Origin of the sequence: Pseudomonas coleopterorum (assembly GCF_900105555.1) — a bacterium.
GTDB classification, from domain to species: Bacteria; Pseudomonadota; Gammaproteobacteria; order Pseudomonadales; family Pseudomonadaceae; genus Aquipseudomonas; species Aquipseudomonas coleopterorum.
Genome location: NZ_FNTZ01000001.1, coordinates 703,728 through 721,257, shown reverse-complemented (window position 1 = coordinate 721,257; position 17,530 = coordinate 703,728). Strand labels below are relative to the sequence as shown.

The window sequence follows — 17,530 nt, the reverse complement described above, 5'->3', positions numbered from 1 at the left end:
CTAAGCGTTTGATCGCACGCATAAATATTTTGCAAAGGGGTGTTGACACAATCCCGTTTCAAGCGAATAATGCGCGCCACTTGGCTACATAGCTCAGTTGGTTAGAGCATAGCATTCATAATGCTGGGGTCCGGGGTTCAAGTCCCTGTGTAGCCACCAAGTACGAAAAAGGGCTTACCGAAAGGTAAGCCCTTTTTTTATGCGCGCATTTGCGCATGACCACAACTTGCTACCATGACCTTCATTTCTCACCCTGGAGGTCTCCATGCGTGCAACGGTGCTGGTGCTGGTCGAAACCATCAACGACTACGTGTCGATTCTCGAAGATCAAGGCTACGACCTGATCATGGCGCCCTCGCCTGCCCAGCGCGCCAAGGCGATCGCCGACCACGCGGACCGCATCGATGCCGTGCTCACCCGTGGCCCGTTGGGTTTGACGGCGGACGAGATGGCGGCTCTCCCTAAGCTGCGCATCATCTGCGTGCTGGGCGCAGGCTACGAGAACGTCGATCTGACAGCCGCCAAGGCACACGGCTTGACCGTGACCAACGGCGCTGGGGTGAATGCATCCTCGGTGGCTGACCATACCCTGGCGCTCTTGCTGGCCCTGATGCGCGATATCCCGCGCGCCGATGCGTCGGTCCGGCGTGGCGAGTGGGTCAAGAGCATGCGCCCTTCGGTGGCCGGCAAGCGGCTGGGCATCATCGGGCTGGGAGCCGTCGGCCTGGCAATCGCCAAGCGCGCCGCGCTGGGTTTCGACATGAGCGTGCACTACCACAACCGCACGCAACGCGATGATGTCGACTATGGGTACTGCGCAAGCCCGGTAGAGTTGGCCGCAGTCAGCGATATTCTGGTGATTGCCACACCAGGCGGCGCGCAAACCCGCGCCATCGTCGACGCCAGCGTGCTGAAAGCACTGGGTCCGCAGGGGTTTCTGGTAAACATCGCCCGCGGCAGCGTCGTGGCGACGGACGATCTACTGACGGCTCTGCAAACCAACACCATAGCCGGTGCGGCGCTGGACGTGTTCGACGACGAGCCCAACGTACCAGACGCCTTCAAGACGCTGCACAACGTCATCCTGACGCCTCACGTGGCAGGCCTCTCACCAGAAGCCACGCGAGACACGGTGACAATGGTAGAACGCAACCTGAGCGCGTTCTTCAGTGGCGAACCGGTGCTCACACCCGTCCAGCTCTGACGACCACCCTACTCAGCGTAGACCCTGTGGGAGCGGGCTCTGCCCGCGAAGGCCGCACCACCGCTCCCCAACCTCACACAAAGATCAAATCACCCCACAAGCCATCCGTGCCGCACCACCACCCAACGGTGCCGGTGAATCGGAATGGTTGTCACCACCGGCATGCACCATCAACGCATGCCCTTCCACTTCGCTCAATTTCTTCAAGCGCGGCGCCAGCACCGGATAGGTCGCGGTGCCATCGGCATTCACGTAGATCGCCGGCAGATCCCCCAGGTGACCTTTGGCATCATAGGGGCCCAGGTGCTTGCCGGTCTTCTGTGGATCGAAGTGCCCGCCCGCCGCTTCCGCAGCCGACATCTTGCCGTCCTTCATCGCCGCCGCGCAGCTGCCGTTGGCATGCACGTGGAAACCATGCACGCCTGCCGGCAGCGACTTGAGCTGCGGCGTGAACTCCAGCCCGTAAGGCGTTTCCTCGATCATCACCGTGCCGATCGGCTGTGGCGCGCCCTCGGCGCTGACCAGATTCATCTGCACTTCCTTGGATGCCGCATTGGCGCTACCGATCGACATTGCAGCCATCAGTGCAAGCCAGCCATAAGACTTCATCGTGCCTCCTTCGCTTCGCGTTTGATTACCGGTAGGGCCGCGACTCGCATCGCCGCCCCATTCCGTTCAGAACCCGAATCGGGCCCACTCGTTCCTGCCCATCAATCCAGCGCGCGCAGACGGTATTGCGGCGGCAGTTGATCGAAGCCACTGATGGTCACGTCCAGGCTCTTCCAGCGGCCATCCTTGATGCCGTAGATGCAGCCATGCACCGACAGCTCCTGGCCACGATGCCAGGCGTTCTGAACGATGCTGGTATGCCCGACGTTGGCCACCTGCTGAATGACGTTGAGTTCGCACAGACGATCGACCTGCTCCTCTTCGGTGGGCAAGGTCGCCAGCACCTTGCGGTGCTCGTAGTACAGGTCGCGAATGGTCCGCAGCCAGCCATCGATCAAGCCCAGCTGGCGATCCTGCATCGCTGCGCGTACGCCGCCGCAGCCGTAATGGCCGGTCACCAGGATGTGTTTGACCTTGAGTACATCGACCGCGTACTGGATCACCGACATGCAGTTCAGATCGGTGTGCAGCACCACGTTGGCCACGTTGCGGTGCACGAACAGATCGCCCGGCAGCATGCCCACGATCTCGTTTGCCGGCACCCGGGCGTCCGAGCAGCCGATCCAGAGAAACTCCGGGGTCTGCTGACGCGCCAGCTTGGCGAAGAACTCCGGATCTTCTTCCTTGATCGCCTCGGCCCAGCGCGCATTGTTGTCGATCAGTTCCTGTAGATCATGCATGTTCAAGCCTCAAGAATGATTTGGATTATGACTGGCCAGCACCGCACAAGGTCACGGTGGGTGCCAACAAATCACGCTGAATCTTTCCAGCCGCACGAGGGTCAACCTTATCTAGACACACACCAGAGGATTGCCGTAATGACTGACTCCCATCGCCCCTACGATGCGCCACAACCCAACCCGATCGACGACACCGAAGATCGCATGGGCCAAGTCCGCGAGCTGGATTTCGATGACACGGACGGTCCCACCGGCAGGATCGGCGATACCATCCCCGCCGACGAGCTGGAGCATCTGGTCCCTGAAGAGCGCGTACGCGAAGCAGGCCTGACCGGCGCCTCGATGGATGATCACAATCCGACCGACGACGACCTTAGCCCAGAAACATTGATCCACGAGGATGGCGCACGTTCGCCCAACGAGCCAGGCGAAAGCGGTCCCGCTGATCAGGAACTGAGCTTCGTCGATGAAGATGACATTGGCGGCGGCGATGGCCTGGATGAAGAAGAACTGGCCCTGATCGATCCGCTCGACGGCAAACGCTGAGGCCGGCGCTCACACCGATCACTTTCCCAGGTTCCTGCAGGGCAGTGATCGGTGGCGCTCACTTGAACAAAGCAGTCATTCGAACAACGTACAGGCCATGACCAGCGCATCCTCGCGCCCACCGGCCATGGGGTAGTAGTCCCGTCGCTTGCCGATCTCATTGAAGCCATAGCGTTCGTATAGGCGGTACGCCGACTGATTGCTGGCGCGCAGCTCCAGAAAGCACTCACGCCCGCCCAGCTCGTAGGCTCGCGACATCAGCCGCTCGAGCAACTTCAAACCCAGTCCACGACCTTGGTTTTCCGGCTTCACGGTGATGTTCAGCAGATGAGCTTCGTCGATGATGACGTTGAGCACGCCATGCCCCACCTGTTGCTGGCCGTCGAACATCAGCCAGATCTCGTATGATTTCAAACCATCGAGAAAGATGCCCCGCGTCCATGGATGGGTGTAGGCGGCGAATTCGATCTTGAGTACGGCATCCAGATCCGCTTCGGTCATTCGGCGAAAGCTTACGGCATCACTCATCACGGTTTTTCCAACGCGGTAGCAGACGGCGCATCGCCTGCCAAACGGCAGCCTTGCGCTCGGGTTCATCCATCAACAGCTCAAGACCCGGTACGGCCCAGGCCAGCCCAAGCCCTTCCACTTCCAGCTCGCGGTTGTAATCTTCGGCATTGGCGCGCCCGGCAAAACGAATTGCCGGCAGCCCGACCAACCACAGGCACGTGCACGGCGTCTGCTCAAGCTGCGCCATGACGAAGCCCTGCACGAAATCGCAGGCCGCATCCGGCCCCTGGTCCAACTGGCCGCGCTGCAGAAACGGCCAGCGGATCGGCTCGCCCAGGATTTGTGGCGCATCGGGCAGGCCGGCAGCGCGCAGCATGTCCTTGAGCAGCAGGTAGGAAGGATCGCGACTCTGGAACGCCTGCCCTGTGGCCAGCTCAACCAGCACCAGACAAGGACCGGCGCGCAGCACCTGCAAGGCAAAACGCGGCGGCGCACTGACCGGTTTGGCGACCGGTGCCTCGACGGCCTCTTCGGCCACAGCAGCCACGGCCGGACGTGCAACGCTGGGCCGCGGCACCTCGATCCTGGGCCGCTGAACCTTGGCCGGATCGGGCAGCGCAGGCTCCACCGCGCGCGGAGCATTCGGCAGCGCCGAGGTCACCGCCGCCTGCTCGGCAGGCTCCGAGAGCGACGGCAACACCTCGACATGCGCAAGTACACAGGCACGCGAAGGCGCTGCGAACGGCAGCTCGGTACGGGGCAGCCAATGCACTACCTGCATGGCGTCCAGATAGGCGCGGCGACGGGACTCGTTGAGCAAAGGGTCAGCCATCTGTGGGTAAGTCGAGGCGGTGGATTCTACCGATGTTCCACACGATGTGCCGCCACGTTTTACACAAGCGCTCGCGCGCAGCACCAAAACCCGCCCCATCATGCAGTACAATCGCGACCCTTTAACCTGGCACGAGTCGACCAGCCGATGATCGAACCCAAGCGCGTGCTGCGCGCCCTCGCCGACCACTGGGCCCTGCTGGAGCCGCTGTGCGAGCACTTCGACCAAGGTACCCTGAGCCTTGTCGAGCTGCGTCAGCAGCTGGCTGCCCAACGCCTGGACAGCACTGCCCAGGAGATCACCAGCCTGCTCGACACTTGGATCCGGCTGGACATCCTGGTACCCGTCGCGAAAAGCCCCAACCGCTTCGAGCTCAACGCACAGATCCACGACTTCCTCGCCTACCTGCGGCGCGAACACCGCCTGGGCCTGTGCCTGGAGATCGAAGCCTACCTGCGCCACCTCGAACGTTTGGCCGGGCACATCCAGGATGCCTTCGACATTCGCGATGGTAATGACCTGGCTCGCCAGCTGCGACTGCTCGACATGCGCGTGCGCGATGTCCTCAAGAAACTGGCCAATGACGAGCAGGCGCTGGTGGCCGTGGCCGAGCGGGCCAAGACCCGCGATCGCCAGGTTGACCTGCGCCAGCGCTACGCCGAGGTCCTCGCGACATGGGATGAATACGTCGAACCCATGATCCAACTGGTCAACGCCGACGGCGCCTTCGAGCAAGGCGTGCGCAAGGTCGAAAACGTCCTGCTGCGTTTGCTCGGTGAACAGCAGCGCCTTGGTCACCTGGTCGATGATGACATGCTGTTGCGCACCCACGCGCGCATTCTCGAAATGCAGACGTGCGCGCAGCTGACCCTGCGCCATGCCCGTGAACTGCTGCTGCCCCTGCGCGAGGAAGCACGCCGGCACAATGCCGTGACCCGCGGCGCAGCCCTTGCACTCTCGGCCATTCGCCGCAAAGGCCTGGACGCCGTCCCCCAGGCCGCCCTGCCATTGTTCAGCCGTCCGCAGAGCACATTCCTGGGCAGCGCCAGCCAGGTCGAAGCCTATGTCTACGCCCTCGCCCGCTTCGAAGCCAAGCCCGCGCCCTTCCCCAAGGCGCACAAGAGCGACACCGCAGGCAGCCAGCGCGCACCCCGCACGGTCAAGGAAATGCTCGAACGTTGCGAACACGCCCTGCCGATGCCCGACCTGATGCTCTGGCTGCTCGACCAGGAACCCGATGGCGCCACCGATGAGCTGCTGTACTGGTTCTCGCGCCTGTCACGAGACAAGCGCTTTGCCCGCCAACGCCTCGAACGCCGTGACTACCATACCCGCGAGCACCAGCTGAGCCTGCGCTCCTTCGCCCTGCTTTCCAGCGCCGAGCCCGCCACAGCGGTCACTCCGGCACACTCCGCGAGCACCGAACATGCATCTTGACCTCAACGAACTGACCCACCTGGCGCCGATCTTTCGCGAGCTGCTCAAAGGCTTTCACATCAGCCGCCGCGACCCGGAGCTCTACTCGCAACTCTCGACCCTGCAGGACGTGTACCGCGGCCTGTTCAAGGCCCTGGGCTTCGAACTGGTCTGCGACACCCGCGGCTTCTACTACTTCGTTCCAGAGCTGGCCGCCGCTCAGGTCAACAAGACCGCGCAGCGTCTGTCCCTGTTCACCTTCATCCTGGTGGAGCACCTGGCCGATCAAGGCCGCGATCCGATTGCCGTACTCGATGGCGGCAGCCTGGGGCGCGACGAACTGCCGGCCCTGCTGGACAAATACCGCGACCTGTTCCTGCAGGCCGAAGTGCAGACCCAGGAAGAACTGGAAGAGAAGATCCTGCGGCGCATGACCCAACTCGGCTTCACCGCCGAAGACAATGGCATCTATCGCTTTCTGGCGCCGATGCATCGCTTCCTCGATGTGTGCCTATCGGTGCAGCAGGACCGCGACCTGGCCGCCAGCCTGCACAGCGCCCTGCCCCTGCCGGTGCCGATGCTGGCCGGTGACGACACCGATGAGGGCGATGACATCAGCGACGAACAGGCCTTGGCCCTCGCCATAGCCCAAGAGCGACAGGAGCTCGACGCATGACCCAGGAACGCTACGGCATCCGCCGCTTCGCCTTGCTCAACACCGCCGGCTACAGCCTGGGCCTGTTTCCGCTGGAGCAGCCGCTGTCGGTCTACGGCGCCAACAACCTGGGCAAAAGTGCCTCGATCAACGCCCTGCAGTTCCCGATCCTGGCGCGCATGTCCGACATGAGCTTCGGCAAGTACACCCTGGAGCAGTCGCGTCGCTTCTATTTCGCCACCGATACCAGCTACATCCTCTGCGAAGTCGTCCTGGCCCACGGCCCCCATGTCATCGGCGTGGTCGGTCGCGGTCCTGGCGGGGGCTTCGGTCATCAGTTCTTTGCCTATGCAGGCGAACTGGATCTGGCGCATTACCAGCAGGACGGTACCTGCCTGCGCCAGAAAGAGCTGTTCAGCAATCTCGAACGCCATAACCTCAAGGCCTATGAGCTCAAACCCGAGGAGCTGCGTCGCCTGCTGGTCGGCGGCCACACCAGCGTACCGCTCGACCTCACCCTGATCCCCCTGCGCTCGACCAGCGAGCAGAGCCTGAAAACCTTCCGCGCCCTGTTCATCAACCTGCTGCACATGCGCGAAATCACTGCGGCCAAACTCAAGCAGCTGTTCCTCGATGCCTTCGAGCACAGCCTGCGCTCAGGCAGCGTCGACTACATCGCCGCCTGTGAAGAGGCCTTCCGCGACGTACGCCGCATGGAGCAGGACTACAACGCCCTGGTCGCTGCCGGCCCGCTGGTCGAGGCACTGGCCAATGGTGTCGCCCAGCGCGACGGCCTGCGCGGCAAGCTGCACCGTCTCTCGCCGATCCTGGATGGGCTGCTGGGTACCTGGCAGGACTATGCCGGCGCGCGCAAGGAAGAGCTGGTCATCCAGTCCGAGCACTACCGCAACGAACAGGATGTGCTACAGACCAATCAGCGCGGCAGCACCCAGGAGCTCATGCGCCTGGAGCGCGAAATCTCGACCATCCAGCGCTGGCTCGGCGAGCTCTCGGTCCTCAAGAACCGCTTCGCGCTGGTCACCGACGTACGGATGCTGGAGCAGCAGCTGCTGGCTGCCAAGGATGCCCACGACGAACTGGCCGGCGCCCTGGCGCAGTCTCGCCAGTTCAGCGCACAGGACCTGCAGGAGCGGATCGGCGACGTCGAGCAGCGCCTCAAGTCCATCCGCCAGCAACTGGAGCATGCCGACAACAACAGCTACGCGCGCCTGCGCGAAGAGTTCTCGCAGCAGGATGTCGACCGCCTGATGCGCCTGTTCAACGGCGCGCTGTTCAGCCTGCCCACCGGCCCACGAGGTCTGGACCTGGATGACGGCAACGCCTGGGTCGACACCGTGCAGACCGTGCTTGACCGCTTCAAGGGCGAGCGCTTCGAACTGCCCGGACTCTCCATTGACCTGTCCACCATCGAACCGCCGGTGTTGCAGGCCCTGGCTGATCGCGCCGCCCTGCGCGAGCAACGTGCGCGCCTGGAAAAGGAGTTGCAGCAACTCAAGACCCAACAGGCCGTTGCCGCGGACCTTTCGGCCAGCAAGTCGCGCTCCGAGACGCTGTACCAGGAGGTTCTGGATGCCCAGAAGGCCTTGGAAGACTACCGTCGCAGTCAGACCCTGAGCCGCGAAGAGCAGGACAAGCTCGAACAGCTTGCCCAACTCGAAGCGGCCCAGGACGAACTGGCGCGCTCCAGCGACGCCTTCACCGAGCGCGTCGGACAGCTGTCTGCCAAGCTGCAGCTGGTGGGCCGACAGATCGCCGACCTGGAAAGCAAACAGCGCACTCTGGACGATGCCCTGCGCCGCCGCCACCTGCTCCCGACCGATCTGCCATTCGGCACGCCTTTCATGGAGCTGATCGACGACTCGATGGACAACCTGCTGCCCTTGCTCAATGACTATCAGGACAGCTGGCAGAGCCTGCAACGTGTCGACGGACAGATCGAAGCCTTGTACGCCCAGGTGCGCCTCAAGGGCGTGGCCAAGTTCGACAGCGAAGACAACGTCGAGCGCCGTCTGCAATTGCTGATCAACGCCTATGCCCATCGCACCGACGAGGCCCTGACCCTGGGCAAGGCTCGACGCGCCGCCGTCACCGACATCGCCCGGACCCTGCGCAACATCCGCAGCGACTACGACAGCCTCGAACATCAGCTGGCGTTGTTCAACCGCGAGATCAACAAGCGCCAGGTGTCGAACCTGCAAAGCTTCCGCATCGTGCTCGCACCCAACAAGGACGCCCTCAAGCACATCGACCAGATCATCCACAGCGCAGGCCAATACGAGGAAGGCGAAACCCTTTCCGTGTTCGACCTCAACCAGAGCGCCGAGCAGGACAGCAAGAACGAGGAGGCCAAGGAATACCTGGCCCGCATGGTTGCGGCCAATCATAACCAGCTCGGCCTCAAGGACCTGTTCGAACTGGCCTTCGAAATCACCAAGATCAACGGCCAACCGGTCATCCACACGGACATCGATGGCGCCGCCTCCAACGGCACCACAATGACCATCAAGGCGCTGACCAACATGTACCTGTTGCTGCACCTGATGGATCGCGATCAAGCCGGCCGCATCCGTCTGCCCTATTACCTCGACGAAGCCGCCGATATCGACGAACGCAACCAGGCCGCCCTGCTGGAAACCAGCCAGCAACTGGGTTTCACGCCGATTCTGGCGAGCGTGAAACCACAGGTATCCGCTCACGTCGCCATCGACCTCGAAGGCGGCAGCAGCGCCGAAGGCATCTACATCGATGAGGCGGACTGGAAATTCATCCGCCGCCACGACGAACTGACGAAAGCGGTCGCTGCACTCGAAAGCGAGGCCACTCGGTAAACGCAACGCAATGAACGAGCCCCGCAACAGCGGGGCTTTTTTTAGCCTTCAACCACTTGCCGGTCTGATCAGCTCAATCGCCGCCGGGTCGGTCCTAATCAGGCTCAACTGGTGCAGGCTGATATAGCGCCCATCCTTGTATTCGACATCGCGCAACGTACCTTCGTGGGCAAATCCAAGCTTCTCCAGCAGATGCAAGCTGGCAACATTCTCCGGCTCGACGTCTGCATGCACTCGATGGATACCCATATGCCCAAACGCATACCTGAGAATATGCGACAACGCCGCCTGCATGATGCCTCGCCCCCAGTACTCCGGCAGAAGCCAGTACCCCAGGTCGATGCGGTGATGTTCGTGCTGCCTGTCATTGAAACCGCAGGCACCAATAAGGTGGTCGTCTTCCTGCCTGGCAATGCCCCACCAGATTCCCACTCCCTCGGCCAAAAGCCAGTCATACCAACGCATCTGCTCGGCAGTCGCCTCAAGGCTTTCGTAGGACACGCCATAGTGAGCGATGACCTGCGGGTTGGAGAGACCTGCAAATACCACTTGGGCATCGTCAGAACGGATACGACGAAGGACATAACTACCCAGGTTGAATCCAGGCACGTGCAATCCACTCAGGTTCGAATCAACGTCCATTTCAGCACTCAACTTCGTTGTCCTCTTCTTCAAACCTTTCAGTGTTCAGTCGTCACTCACATGGATGCCCAGATCATTACGCCCAGGCGCAACATGCGGCTTGAGAGTCAACGCCGGAATCTCATAGTCCCCACCATTCTGGCGACGAAATCGCAGCGGCTCATCATTGAACAGATTATCCAGGCGCACCGCGTAGGCTTCACAAACCTGTTCGAACCGAGTCGCGTCCATTTTGCCTGTTTTGAAGATCGGAAAAGGCGGCATCACCGCGAACCCAGGATAGAAAAGCACGCCATGTTGAATGGGAAACAGCAGATCATTCAGCGCACCGTTTACGCCTCGATCACTGTAATGCGGCTCCCACCCGCCCATGGTCACCACCAACATGGCGCGCTTTCCCGTCATGCTGCCTTCGCCGTAGCGATCACCCCAATGACTTTCGCTGTGTTCGCCAACGCCGTAGGCAAACCCGTAGGCATAGACGCGCTCGATCCAGCCCTTGAGAATTGCAGGCATCGAGAACCACCACAGTGGAAACTGAAAGATCACGGCGTCCGCCCAGCGCAACTTTGCCTGTTCTCCCTCGATGTCCAGCGGCTGCGTGCCCGCATCGAACACGCGCTGCGATTCAAGCGCAGGGCTGAAAGGCGCTTGGTTGTCATAGCCAGGCGCATCGTCGGAATCCAGAGGCGCTTTCCAACCCATGGCGTACAGATCCGAAACGACTACTTCGTGCCCCCCGGCTTTCAGGTGAGCGATGGCGAAATCCTTGAGTGAGCCATTCAGGGATCGAGGTTCAGGATGAGCGTAGACAAGCAGCAGCTTAATGTGGAGCTCCAGGTAAATGAATGCCACACGGTAGCGACTGCCTCGCTATGATAGAAATGAATTCCCGAAACATCTGGTATTTGCATGCACAATACCTTGCGCCGCCTGGATCTCAATCTACTGGTCACGCTGGATGCACTGCTGTCCGAGCAAAACGTCACCCGCGCCGCCCGACTCCTCAATCTGGCTCAACCGACAGTCAGCCTGCAACTGGGTCGACTGCGGGAGATTCTGGACGATCCCTTGTTGCTGCCAGGCCCGCGAGGGATGTCACCTACCGAGCGAGCCAAGGCGTTGCGCGGACCGTTGCGTGAAGCCCTGGTGGCTTTGGAAGCGACGCTGAGCCCGAGCGCCCCATTCGAGCCTGCACTGTCCAATCACACCTGGAAGATCGCTGCGAGTGATTACGCCGTGACCGCATTGGTCTGGCCATCGTTGGCAGTGCTCAGGCGCCTGGCACCGGACACCCGCCTGGTGCTGTTGAACAAGAGTCCCCTCAGCCTCGCCGATGACCTTGAAAATGGTCGGATCGATCTGGCCCTGCACACCCGCGATGAAGCACCACCGAAACTGCGTCACAAGTCTTTGGTTCACGAACGCTATGTGCTGGCAGGGCGTCGCGGTCATCCCGCATTGGCAACCCCGCTTTCACTCAAGGCATTCTGTGGTCTTGAACACGCTGTGGTGTCACCCAATGGCGCTGGCTTCGTTGGCGGTACGGACCAGGCACTGGCTGCCCAAGGGCTGGAACGCAAAGTCGTTCTATCAGTGTCCACTTTCAACTCGCTTGTTTCAGCACTGGTTCACAGTGACTTGGTCGCGCTGGTGCCGGAAAGACTTGTGCAGGATGAGCCAGCTCTTCACGTACAGACACCTCCACTCGCTATTCCAGGTTTTGAGATGCTCATGTTGTGGCCGGAAAGACTGCATCGAGACCCTGGCCACATGTGGCTGCGCGATCTCATCGCCTCTGGATTGCATAAAGGCACAGATCCATAAGTAGGCATGCTGCAAAAAAACCACCCGCCAGGGTCGTTATTTTTGCCTCATGAAAGACAAAACCCCTACCTGCTTGCGCAGATAGGGGTTTCGGAATTGAATCTTGACGATGACCTACTCTCACATGGGGAAACCCCACACTACCATCGGCGATGCATCGTTTCACTGCTGAGTTCGGGATGGGATCAGGTGGTTCCAATGCTCTATGGTCGTCAAGAAATTCTGTAGCCAGGATGCCCTTGGGAGGCATTCCAGCGAATCGGGTATGTGATATTCGTGGGTTGTCTTGCTGCGAACTTTCGGTTCGTGTCATCTCCACAGTCACCGCAATCTGGTCATTCGACGCAAATTGCTTGGGTGTTATATGGTCAAGCCTCACGGGCAATTAGTATGGGTTAGCTCAACGCCTCACAGCGCTTACACACCCCACCTATCAACGTCGTAGTCTTCGACGGCCCTTCAGGGAACTCAAGGTTCCAGTGAGATCTCATCTTGAGGCAAGTTTCCCGCTTAGATGCTTTCAGCGGTTATCTTTTCCGAACATAGCTACCCGGCAATGCCACTGGCGTGACAACCGGAACACCAGAGGTTCGTCCACTCCGGTCCTCTCGTACTAGGAGCAGCCCCTCTCAAATCTCAAACGTCCACGGCAGATAGGGACCGAACTGTCTCACGACGTTCTAAACCCAGCTCGCGTACCACTTTAAATGGCGAACAGCCATACCCTTGGGACCGGCTTCAGCCCCAGGATGTGATGAGCCGACATCGAGGTGCCAAACACCGCCGTCGATATGAACTCTTGGGCGGTATCAGCCTGTTATCCCCGGAGTACCTTTTATCCGTTGAGCGATGGCCCTTCCATACAGAACCACCGGATCACTAAGACCTACTTTCGTACCTGCTCGACGTGTCTGTCTCGCAGTCAAGCGCGCTTTTGCCTTTATACTCTACGACCGATTTCCGACCGGTCTGAGCGCACCTTCGTACTCCTCCGTTACTCTTTAGGAGGAGACCGCCCCAGTCAAACTACCCACCATACACTGTCCTCGATCCGGATGACGGACCTGAGTTAGAACCTCAAAGTTGCCAGGGTGGTATTTCAAGGATGGCTCCACGCAGACTGGCGTCCACGCTTCAAAGCCTCCCACCTATCCTACACAAGCAAATTCAAAGTCCAGTGCAAAGCTATAGTAAAGGTTCACGGGGTCTTTCCGTCTAGCCGCGGATACACTGCATCTTCACAGCGATTTCAATTTCACTGAGTCTCGGGTGGAGACAGCGCCGCCATCGTTACGCCATTCGTGCAGGTCGGAACTTACCCGACAAGGAATTTCGCTACCTTAGGACCGTTATAGTTACGGCCGCCGTTTACCGGGGCTTCGATCAAGAGCTTCGCTTGCGCTAACCCCATCAATTAACCTTCCGGCACCGGGCAGGCGTCACACCCTATACGTCCACTTTCGTGTTTGCAGAGTGCTGTGTTTTTAATAAACAGTCGCAGCGGCCTGGTATCTTCGACCGGCATGAGCTTACGGAGCAAGTCCTTCACCCTCACCGGCGCACCTTCTCCCGAAGTTACGGTGCCATTTTGCCTAGTTCCTTCACCCGAGTTCTCTCAAGCGCCTTGGTATTCTCTACCCAACCACCTGTGTCGGTTTGGGGTACGGTTCCTGGTTACCTGAAGCTTAGAAGCTTTTCTTGGAAGCATGGCATCAACCACTTCGTCGTCTAAAAGACAACTCGTCATCAGCTCTCGGCCTTGAGATCCCGGATTTACCTAAGATCTCAGCCTACCACCTTAAACTTGGACAACCAACGCCAAGCTGGCCTAGCCTTCTCCGTCCCTCCATCGCAATAACCAGAAGTACAGGAATATTAACCTGTTTTCCATCGACTACGCTTTTCAGCCTCGCCTTAGGGACCGACTAACCCTGCGTCGATTAACGTTGCGCAGGAAACCTTGGTCTTTCGGCGTGGGTGTTTTTCACACCCATTGTCGTTACTCATGTCAGCATTCGCACTTCTGATACCTCCAGCAAGCTTCTCAACTCACCTTCACAGGCTTACAGAACGCTCCTCTACCGCATCATCAAAAGATGATACCCGTAGCTTCGGTACCTGGTTTGAGCCCCGTTACATCTTCCGCGCAGGCCGACTCGACTAGTGAGCTATTACGCTTTCTTTAAAGGGTGGCTGCTTCTAAGCCAACCTCCTAGCTGTCTAAGCCTTCCCACATCGTTTCCCACTTAACCAGGATTTTGGGACCTTAGCTGACGGTCTGGGTTGTTTCCCTTTTCACGACGGACGTTAGCACCCGCCGTGTGTCTCCCATGCTCGGCACTTGTAGGTATTCGGAGTTTGCATCGGTTTGGTAAGTCGGGATGACCCCCTAGCCGAAACAGTGCTCTACCCCCTACAGTGATACATGAGGCGCTACCTAAATAGCTTTCGAGGAGAACCAGCTATCTCCGAGCTTGATTAGCCTTTCACTCCGATCCACAGGTCATCCGCTAACTTTTCAACGGTAGTCGGTTCGGTCCTCCAGTCAGTGTTACCTAACCTTCAACCTGCCCATGGATAGATCGCCCGGTTTCGGGTCTATACCCAGCGACTAAACGCCCTATTAAGACTCGCTTTCGCTACGCCTCCCCTATTCGGTTAAGCTCGCCACTGAATATAAGTCGCTGACCCATTATACAAAAGGTACGCAGTCACAGAACGAAGTCTGCTCCCACTGCTTGTACGCATACGGTTTCAGGATCTATTTCACTCCCCTCTCCGGGGTTCTTTTCGCCTTTCCCTCACGGTACTAGTTCACTATCGGTCAGTCAGTAGTATTTAGCCTTGGAGGATGGTCCCCCCATATTCAGACAAGGTTTCTCGTGCCCCGTCCTACTCGATTTCATTGACAAGAGATTTTCGCGTACAGGGCTATCACCCACTATGGCCGCACTTTCCAGAGCGTTCCGCTAATCTCAAATCAACTTAAGGGCTGGTCCCCGTTCGCTCGCCACTACTAAGGGAATCTCGGTTGATTTCTTTTCCTCAGGGTACTTAGATGTTTCAGTTCCCCTGGTTCGCCTCGCATGCCTATGTATTCAGCATGAGATAACTGTCTTATGACAGTTGGGTTCCCCCATTCAGACATCTCCGGATCACAGTCTGTTTGCCGACTCCCCGAAGCTTTTCGCAGGCTACCACGTCTTTCATCGCCTCTGACTGCCAAGGCATCTACCGTATGCGCTTCTTCACTTGACCATATAACCCCAAGCAATCTGGTTATACTGTGAAGACGACATTCGCCGAAAATTCGCATTTACTCAAAGAGCAACTCACAAATTTTACCTTAGCCTGAACCTACACCAGTGAAAGTGTCTGTCCAGTCTATCTTTCTATCACATACCCAAATTTTTAAAGAACGATTCTGAAAAAGATCAGAAATCAGCATTCAACCATCAACCGATGGAATGCTCATTTCTAAGCTTTGACAACGATGGAGCACCAAAAGTGGTGGAGCCAAGCGGGATCGAACCGCTGACCTCCTGCGTGCAAGGCAGGCGCTCTCCCAGCTGAGCTATGGCCCCATAATTGGTGGGTCTGGGCAGATTCGAACTGCCGACCTCACCCTTATCAGGGGTGCGCTCTAACCAACTGAGCTACAGACCCAATCGTCTTCTTCAATGAATCAAGCAATTCGTGTGGGAGCTCATGAGCCAGCTGTTGTCGTCGATTAAGGAGGTGATCCAGCCGCAGGTTCCCCTACGGCTACCTTGTTACGACTTCACCCCAGTCATGAATCACACCGTGGTAACCGTCCTCCCGAAGGTTAGACTAGCTACTTCTGGTGCAACCCACTCCCATGGTGTGACGGGCGGTGTGTACAAGGCCCGGGAACGTATTCACCGCGACATTCTGATTCGCGATTACTAGCGATTCCGACTTCACGCAGTCGAGTTGCAGACTGCGATCCGGACTACGATCGGTTTTGTGAGATTAGCTCCACCTCGCGGCTTGGCAACCCTCTGTACCGACCATTGTAGCACGTGTGTAGCCCAGGCCGTAAGGGCCATGATGACTTGACGTCATCCCCACCTTCCTCCGGTTTGTCACCGGCAGTCTCCTTAGAGTGCCCACCATAACGTGCTGGTAACTAAGGACAAGGGTTGCGCTCGTTACGGGACTTAACCCAACATCTCACGACACGAGCTGACGACAGCCATGCAGCACCTGTCTCAATGTTCCCGAAGGCACCCATCCATCTCTGGAAAGTTCATTGGATGTCAAGGCCTGGTAAGGTTCTTCGCGTTGCTTCGAATTAAACCACATGCTCCACCGCTTGTGCGGGCCCCCGTCAATTCATTTGAGTTTTAACCTTGCGGCCGTACTCCCCAGGCGGTCAACTTAATGCGTTAGCTGCGCCACTAAGAGTTCAAGACTCCCAACGGCTAGTTGACATCGTTTACGGCGTGGACTACCAGGGTATCTAATCCTGTTTGCTCCCCACGCTTTCGCACCTCAGTGTCAGTATGAGCCCAGGTGGTCGCCTTCGCCACTGGTGTTCCTTCCTATATCTACGCATTTCACCGCTACACAGGAAATTCCACCACCCTCTGCCCTACTCTAGCTTGCCAGTTTTGGATGCAGTTCCCAGGTTGAGCCCGGGGATTTCACATCCAACTTAACAAACCACCTACGCGCGCTTTACGCCCAGTAATTCCGATTAACGCTTGCACCCTCTGTATTACCGCGGCTGCTGGCACAGAGTTAGCCGGTGCTTATTCTGTCGGTAACGTCAAGACAGCAAGGTATTCGCTGACTGCCCTTCCTCCCAACTTAAAGTGCTTTACAATCCGAAGACCTTCTTCACACACGCGGCATGGCTGGATCAGGCTTTCGCCCATTGTCCAATATTCCCCACTGCTGCCTCCCGTAGGAGTCTGGACCGTGTCTCAGTTCCAGTGTGACTGATCATCCTCTCAGACCAGTTACGGATCGTCGCCTTGGTGAGCCATTACCTCACCAACTAGCTAATCCGACCTAGGCTCATCTGATAGCGCAAGGCCCGAAGGTCCCCTGCTTTCTCCCGTAGGACGTATGCGGTATTAGCGTTCCTTTCGAAACGTTGTCCCCCACTACCAGGCAGATTCCTAGGCATTACTCACCCGTCCGCCGCTGAATCAGGAAGCAAGCTTCCTTCAACCGCTCGACTTGCATGTGTTAGGCCTGCCGCCAGCGTTCAATCTGAGCCATGATCAAACTCTTCAGTTCAATACTGCAATCGGGTTTTGAGAAAACCCTATAAACTTGGCTCAGCAATCGCAAACTCGAACCCGAAGGATCGAGGTAACTCTTTGATTTCTCGCGGAGTCGTTGTGATGCTGATAATCTTGTTGACTAACAGTCTTAACTCACAAGCACCCACACGAATTGCTTGATTCAATTGTTAAAGAGCGGTGGGTTGATTCTTTCGTCTCAACCGAGGCGCGCATTCTACGCTGGCCTCATATTCTGTCAAGCGTTTATTTCGAAGTATTTTTCCAGAAACCTGAACAACTTCAAACACTTGACTCGCTTCGATCACTCGTCAGCGGGAGGCGAATTCTACAGCGTTTCAAACCGCTGTCAACTGCCTTTCTCACCGCTTCCGACCTTGAAGATCGAAGCACTTCCTCACTACCTGAACGACTAACTCATTGATTA

At 58.3% G+C, this 17,530-nt stretch carries 12 protein-coding genes, 3 tRNA genes and 3 rRNA genes; 7 read left to right on the top strand and 11 right to left on the bottom strand.

Going from position 1 to position 17,530, the window contains the following annotated elements:
• Positions 1–82 precede the first annotated feature (82 nt).
• Together BLV18_RS03150 and BLV18_RS03145 are read left to right on the top strand one after the other, a co-directional pair.
• A tRNA-Met gene (locus BLV18_RS03150) sits at positions 83–159 on the top strand.
• A 106-nt stretch (positions 160–265) separates the two neighbouring features.
• Positions 266–1,204, top strand: coding sequence for a 2-hydroxyacid dehydrogenase (locus tag BLV18_RS03145; protein ID WP_090356281.1), 939 nt, complete (start codon positions 266–268; stop codon positions 1,202–1,204).
• 84 nt (positions 1,205–1,288) lie between these two features.
• Here BLV18_RS03145 and sodC read toward each other — a convergent pair whose 3' ends face one another.
• Both sodC and can read right to left on the bottom strand, forming a co-directional pair.
• Entirely contained in the window at positions 1,289–1,813 is a 525-nt protein-coding gene (gene sodC / locus BLV18_RS03140; RefSeq protein ID WP_056844925.1) for a superoxide dismutase family protein, read from the bottom strand.
• A gap of 101 nt (positions 1,814–1,914) precedes the next feature.
• Positions 1,915–2,553: a carbonate dehydratase gene (can, locus tag BLV18_RS03135; protein WP_049861794.1), complete on the bottom strand. Its 639-nt coding sequence runs from the start codon at positions 2,551–2,553 to the stop codon at positions 1,915–1,917.
• Positions 2,554–2,691: 138 nt separating this feature from the next.
• Between can and BLV18_RS03130 the strand changes: the two genes are divergently transcribed.
• Positions 2,692–3,099, top strand: coding sequence for a hypothetical protein (locus tag BLV18_RS03130; protein ID WP_043186284.1), 408 nt, complete (start codon positions 2,692–2,694; stop codon positions 3,097–3,099).
• A gap of 75 nt (positions 3,100–3,174) precedes the next feature.
• Here BLV18_RS03130 and rimI read toward each other — a convergent pair whose 3' ends face one another.
• Both rimI and BLV18_RS03120 read right to left on the bottom strand, forming a co-directional pair.
• Entirely contained in the window at positions 3,175–3,627 is a 453-nt protein-coding gene (gene rimI, locus BLV18_RS03125) for a ribosomal protein S18-alanine N-acetyltransferase (RefSeq protein ID WP_043186281.1), read from the bottom strand.
• Entirely contained in the window at positions 3,620–4,429 is an 810-nt protein-coding gene (locus tag BLV18_RS03120) for an energy transducer TonB (RefSeq protein ID WP_090361981.1), read from the bottom strand. The genes rimI and BLV18_RS03120 overlap by 8 nt, the downstream gene beginning before the upstream one ends.
• 159 nt (positions 4,430–4,588) lie before the next feature.
• On the opposite strand from BLV18_RS03120, the gene mksB reads away from it, so the two are divergent.
• The 3 genes from mksB to mksF are packed head-to-tail and all read left to right on the top strand — an operon-like array spanning position 4,589 to position 9,361.
• A complete protein-coding gene (gene mksB / locus BLV18_RS03115) occupies positions 4,589–5,878 on the top strand; it encodes an Mks condensin complex protein MksB (RefSeq protein WP_090356279.1) in 1,290 nt (429 codons plus the stop codon).
• Positions 5,868–6,533: an Mks condensin complex protein MksE gene (mksE, locus tag BLV18_RS03110; RefSeq protein WP_049861792.1), complete on the top strand. Its 666-nt coding sequence runs from the start codon at positions 5,868–5,870 to the stop codon at positions 6,531–6,533. Before mksB ends, mksE begins: the two co-directional genes overlap by 11 nt.
• Positions 6,530–9,361, top strand: a complete 2,832-nt coding sequence (mksF, locus tag BLV18_RS03105) for an Mks condensin complex protein MksF (RefSeq protein ID WP_090356276.1) — start codon at positions 6,530–6,532, stop codon at positions 9,359–9,361. Before mksE ends, mksF begins: the two co-directional genes overlap by 4 nt.
• A 48-nt stretch (positions 9,362–9,409) precedes the next feature.
• On the opposite strand, the gene BLV18_RS03100 is transcribed toward mksF, so the two are convergent.
• Complete coding sequence (locus BLV18_RS03100; RefSeq protein WP_244156800.1) at positions 9,410–10,015, bottom strand: GNAT family N-acetyltransferase; 606 nt, start codon at positions 10,013–10,015, stop codon at positions 9,410–9,412.
• Positions 10,016–10,048: 33 nt separating this feature from the next.
• On the bottom strand, positions 10,049–10,831 hold the full coding sequence (locus BLV18_RS03095) for an NAD(P)H-dependent oxidoreductase (protein ID WP_090361978.1): 783 nt from the start codon (positions 10,829–10,831) through the stop codon (positions 10,049–10,051).
• Positions 10,832–10,915: 84 nt separating this feature from the next.
• Between BLV18_RS03095 and BLV18_RS03090 the strand changes: the two genes are divergently transcribed.
• On the top strand, positions 10,916–11,830 hold the full coding sequence (locus BLV18_RS03090) for a LysR family transcriptional regulator (RefSeq protein WP_090356271.1): 915 nt from the start codon (positions 10,916–10,918) through the stop codon (positions 11,828–11,830).
• Positions 11,831–11,931: 101 nt separating this feature from the next.
• Here the strand turns inward: BLV18_RS03090 and rrf are convergent.
• The 5 genes from rrf to BLV18_RS03065 all read right to left on the bottom strand — a co-directional run bounded on the left by rrf (position 11,932) and on the right by BLV18_RS03065 (position 17,098).
• A 5S ribosomal RNA gene (gene rrf, locus BLV18_RS03085) occupies positions 11,932–12,047 on the bottom strand.
• 147 nt (positions 12,048–12,194) lie between these two features.
• A 23S ribosomal RNA gene (locus BLV18_RS03080) occupies positions 12,195–15,088 on the bottom strand.
• Between the two features lie 250 nt (positions 15,089–15,338).
• Positions 15,339–15,414, bottom strand: a tRNA-Ala gene (locus BLV18_RS03075).
• A 5-nt stretch (positions 15,415–15,419) separates the two neighbouring features.
• Positions 15,420–15,496: transfer RNA gene (locus tag BLV18_RS03070), tRNA-Ile, on the bottom strand.
• A gap of 65 nt (positions 15,497–15,561) precedes the next feature.
• Positions 15,562–17,098: ribosomal RNA gene (locus BLV18_RS03065) — 16S ribosomal RNA — on the bottom strand.
• Together the 16S, 23S and 5S rRNA genes with 2 tRNA genes alongside form the textbook arrangement of a ribosomal RNA operon.
• Positions 17,099–17,530: the final 432 nt, after the last annotated feature.

Coding starts and splice junctions, on each gene's coding strand:
- can (WP_049861794.1), bottom strand. CDS start 2,553: ATGCATGATCTACAGGAACTGATCGACAACAATGCGCGCTGGGCCGAG.
- mksF (WP_090356276.1), top strand. CDS start 6,530: ATGACCCAGGAACGCTACGGCATCCGCCGCTTCGCCTTGCTCAACACC.
- BLV18_RS03145 (WP_090356281.1), top strand. CDS start 266: ATGCGTGCAACGGTGCTGGTGCTGGTCGAAACCATCAACGACTACGTG.
- mksE (WP_049861792.1), top strand. CDS start 5,868: ATGCATCTTGACCTCAACGAACTGACCCACCTGGCGCCGATCTTTCGC.
- BLV18_RS03130 (WP_043186284.1), top strand. CDS start 2,692: ATGACTGACTCCCATCGCCCCTACGATGCGCCACAACCCAACCCGATC.
- rimI (WP_043186281.1), bottom strand. CDS start 3,627: ATGAGTGATGCCGTAAGCTTTCGCCGAATGACCGAAGCGGATCTGGAT.
- sodC (WP_056844925.1), bottom strand. CDS start 1,813: ATGAAGTCTTATGGCTGGCTTGCACTGATGGCTGCAATGTCGATCGGT.
- mksB (WP_090356279.1), top strand. CDS start 4,589: ATGATCGAACCCAAGCGCGTGCTGCGCGCCCTCGCCGACCACTGGGCC.
- BLV18_RS03090 (WP_090356271.1), top strand. CDS start 10,916: ATGCACAATACCTTGCGCCGCCTGGATCTCAATCTACTGGTCACGCTG.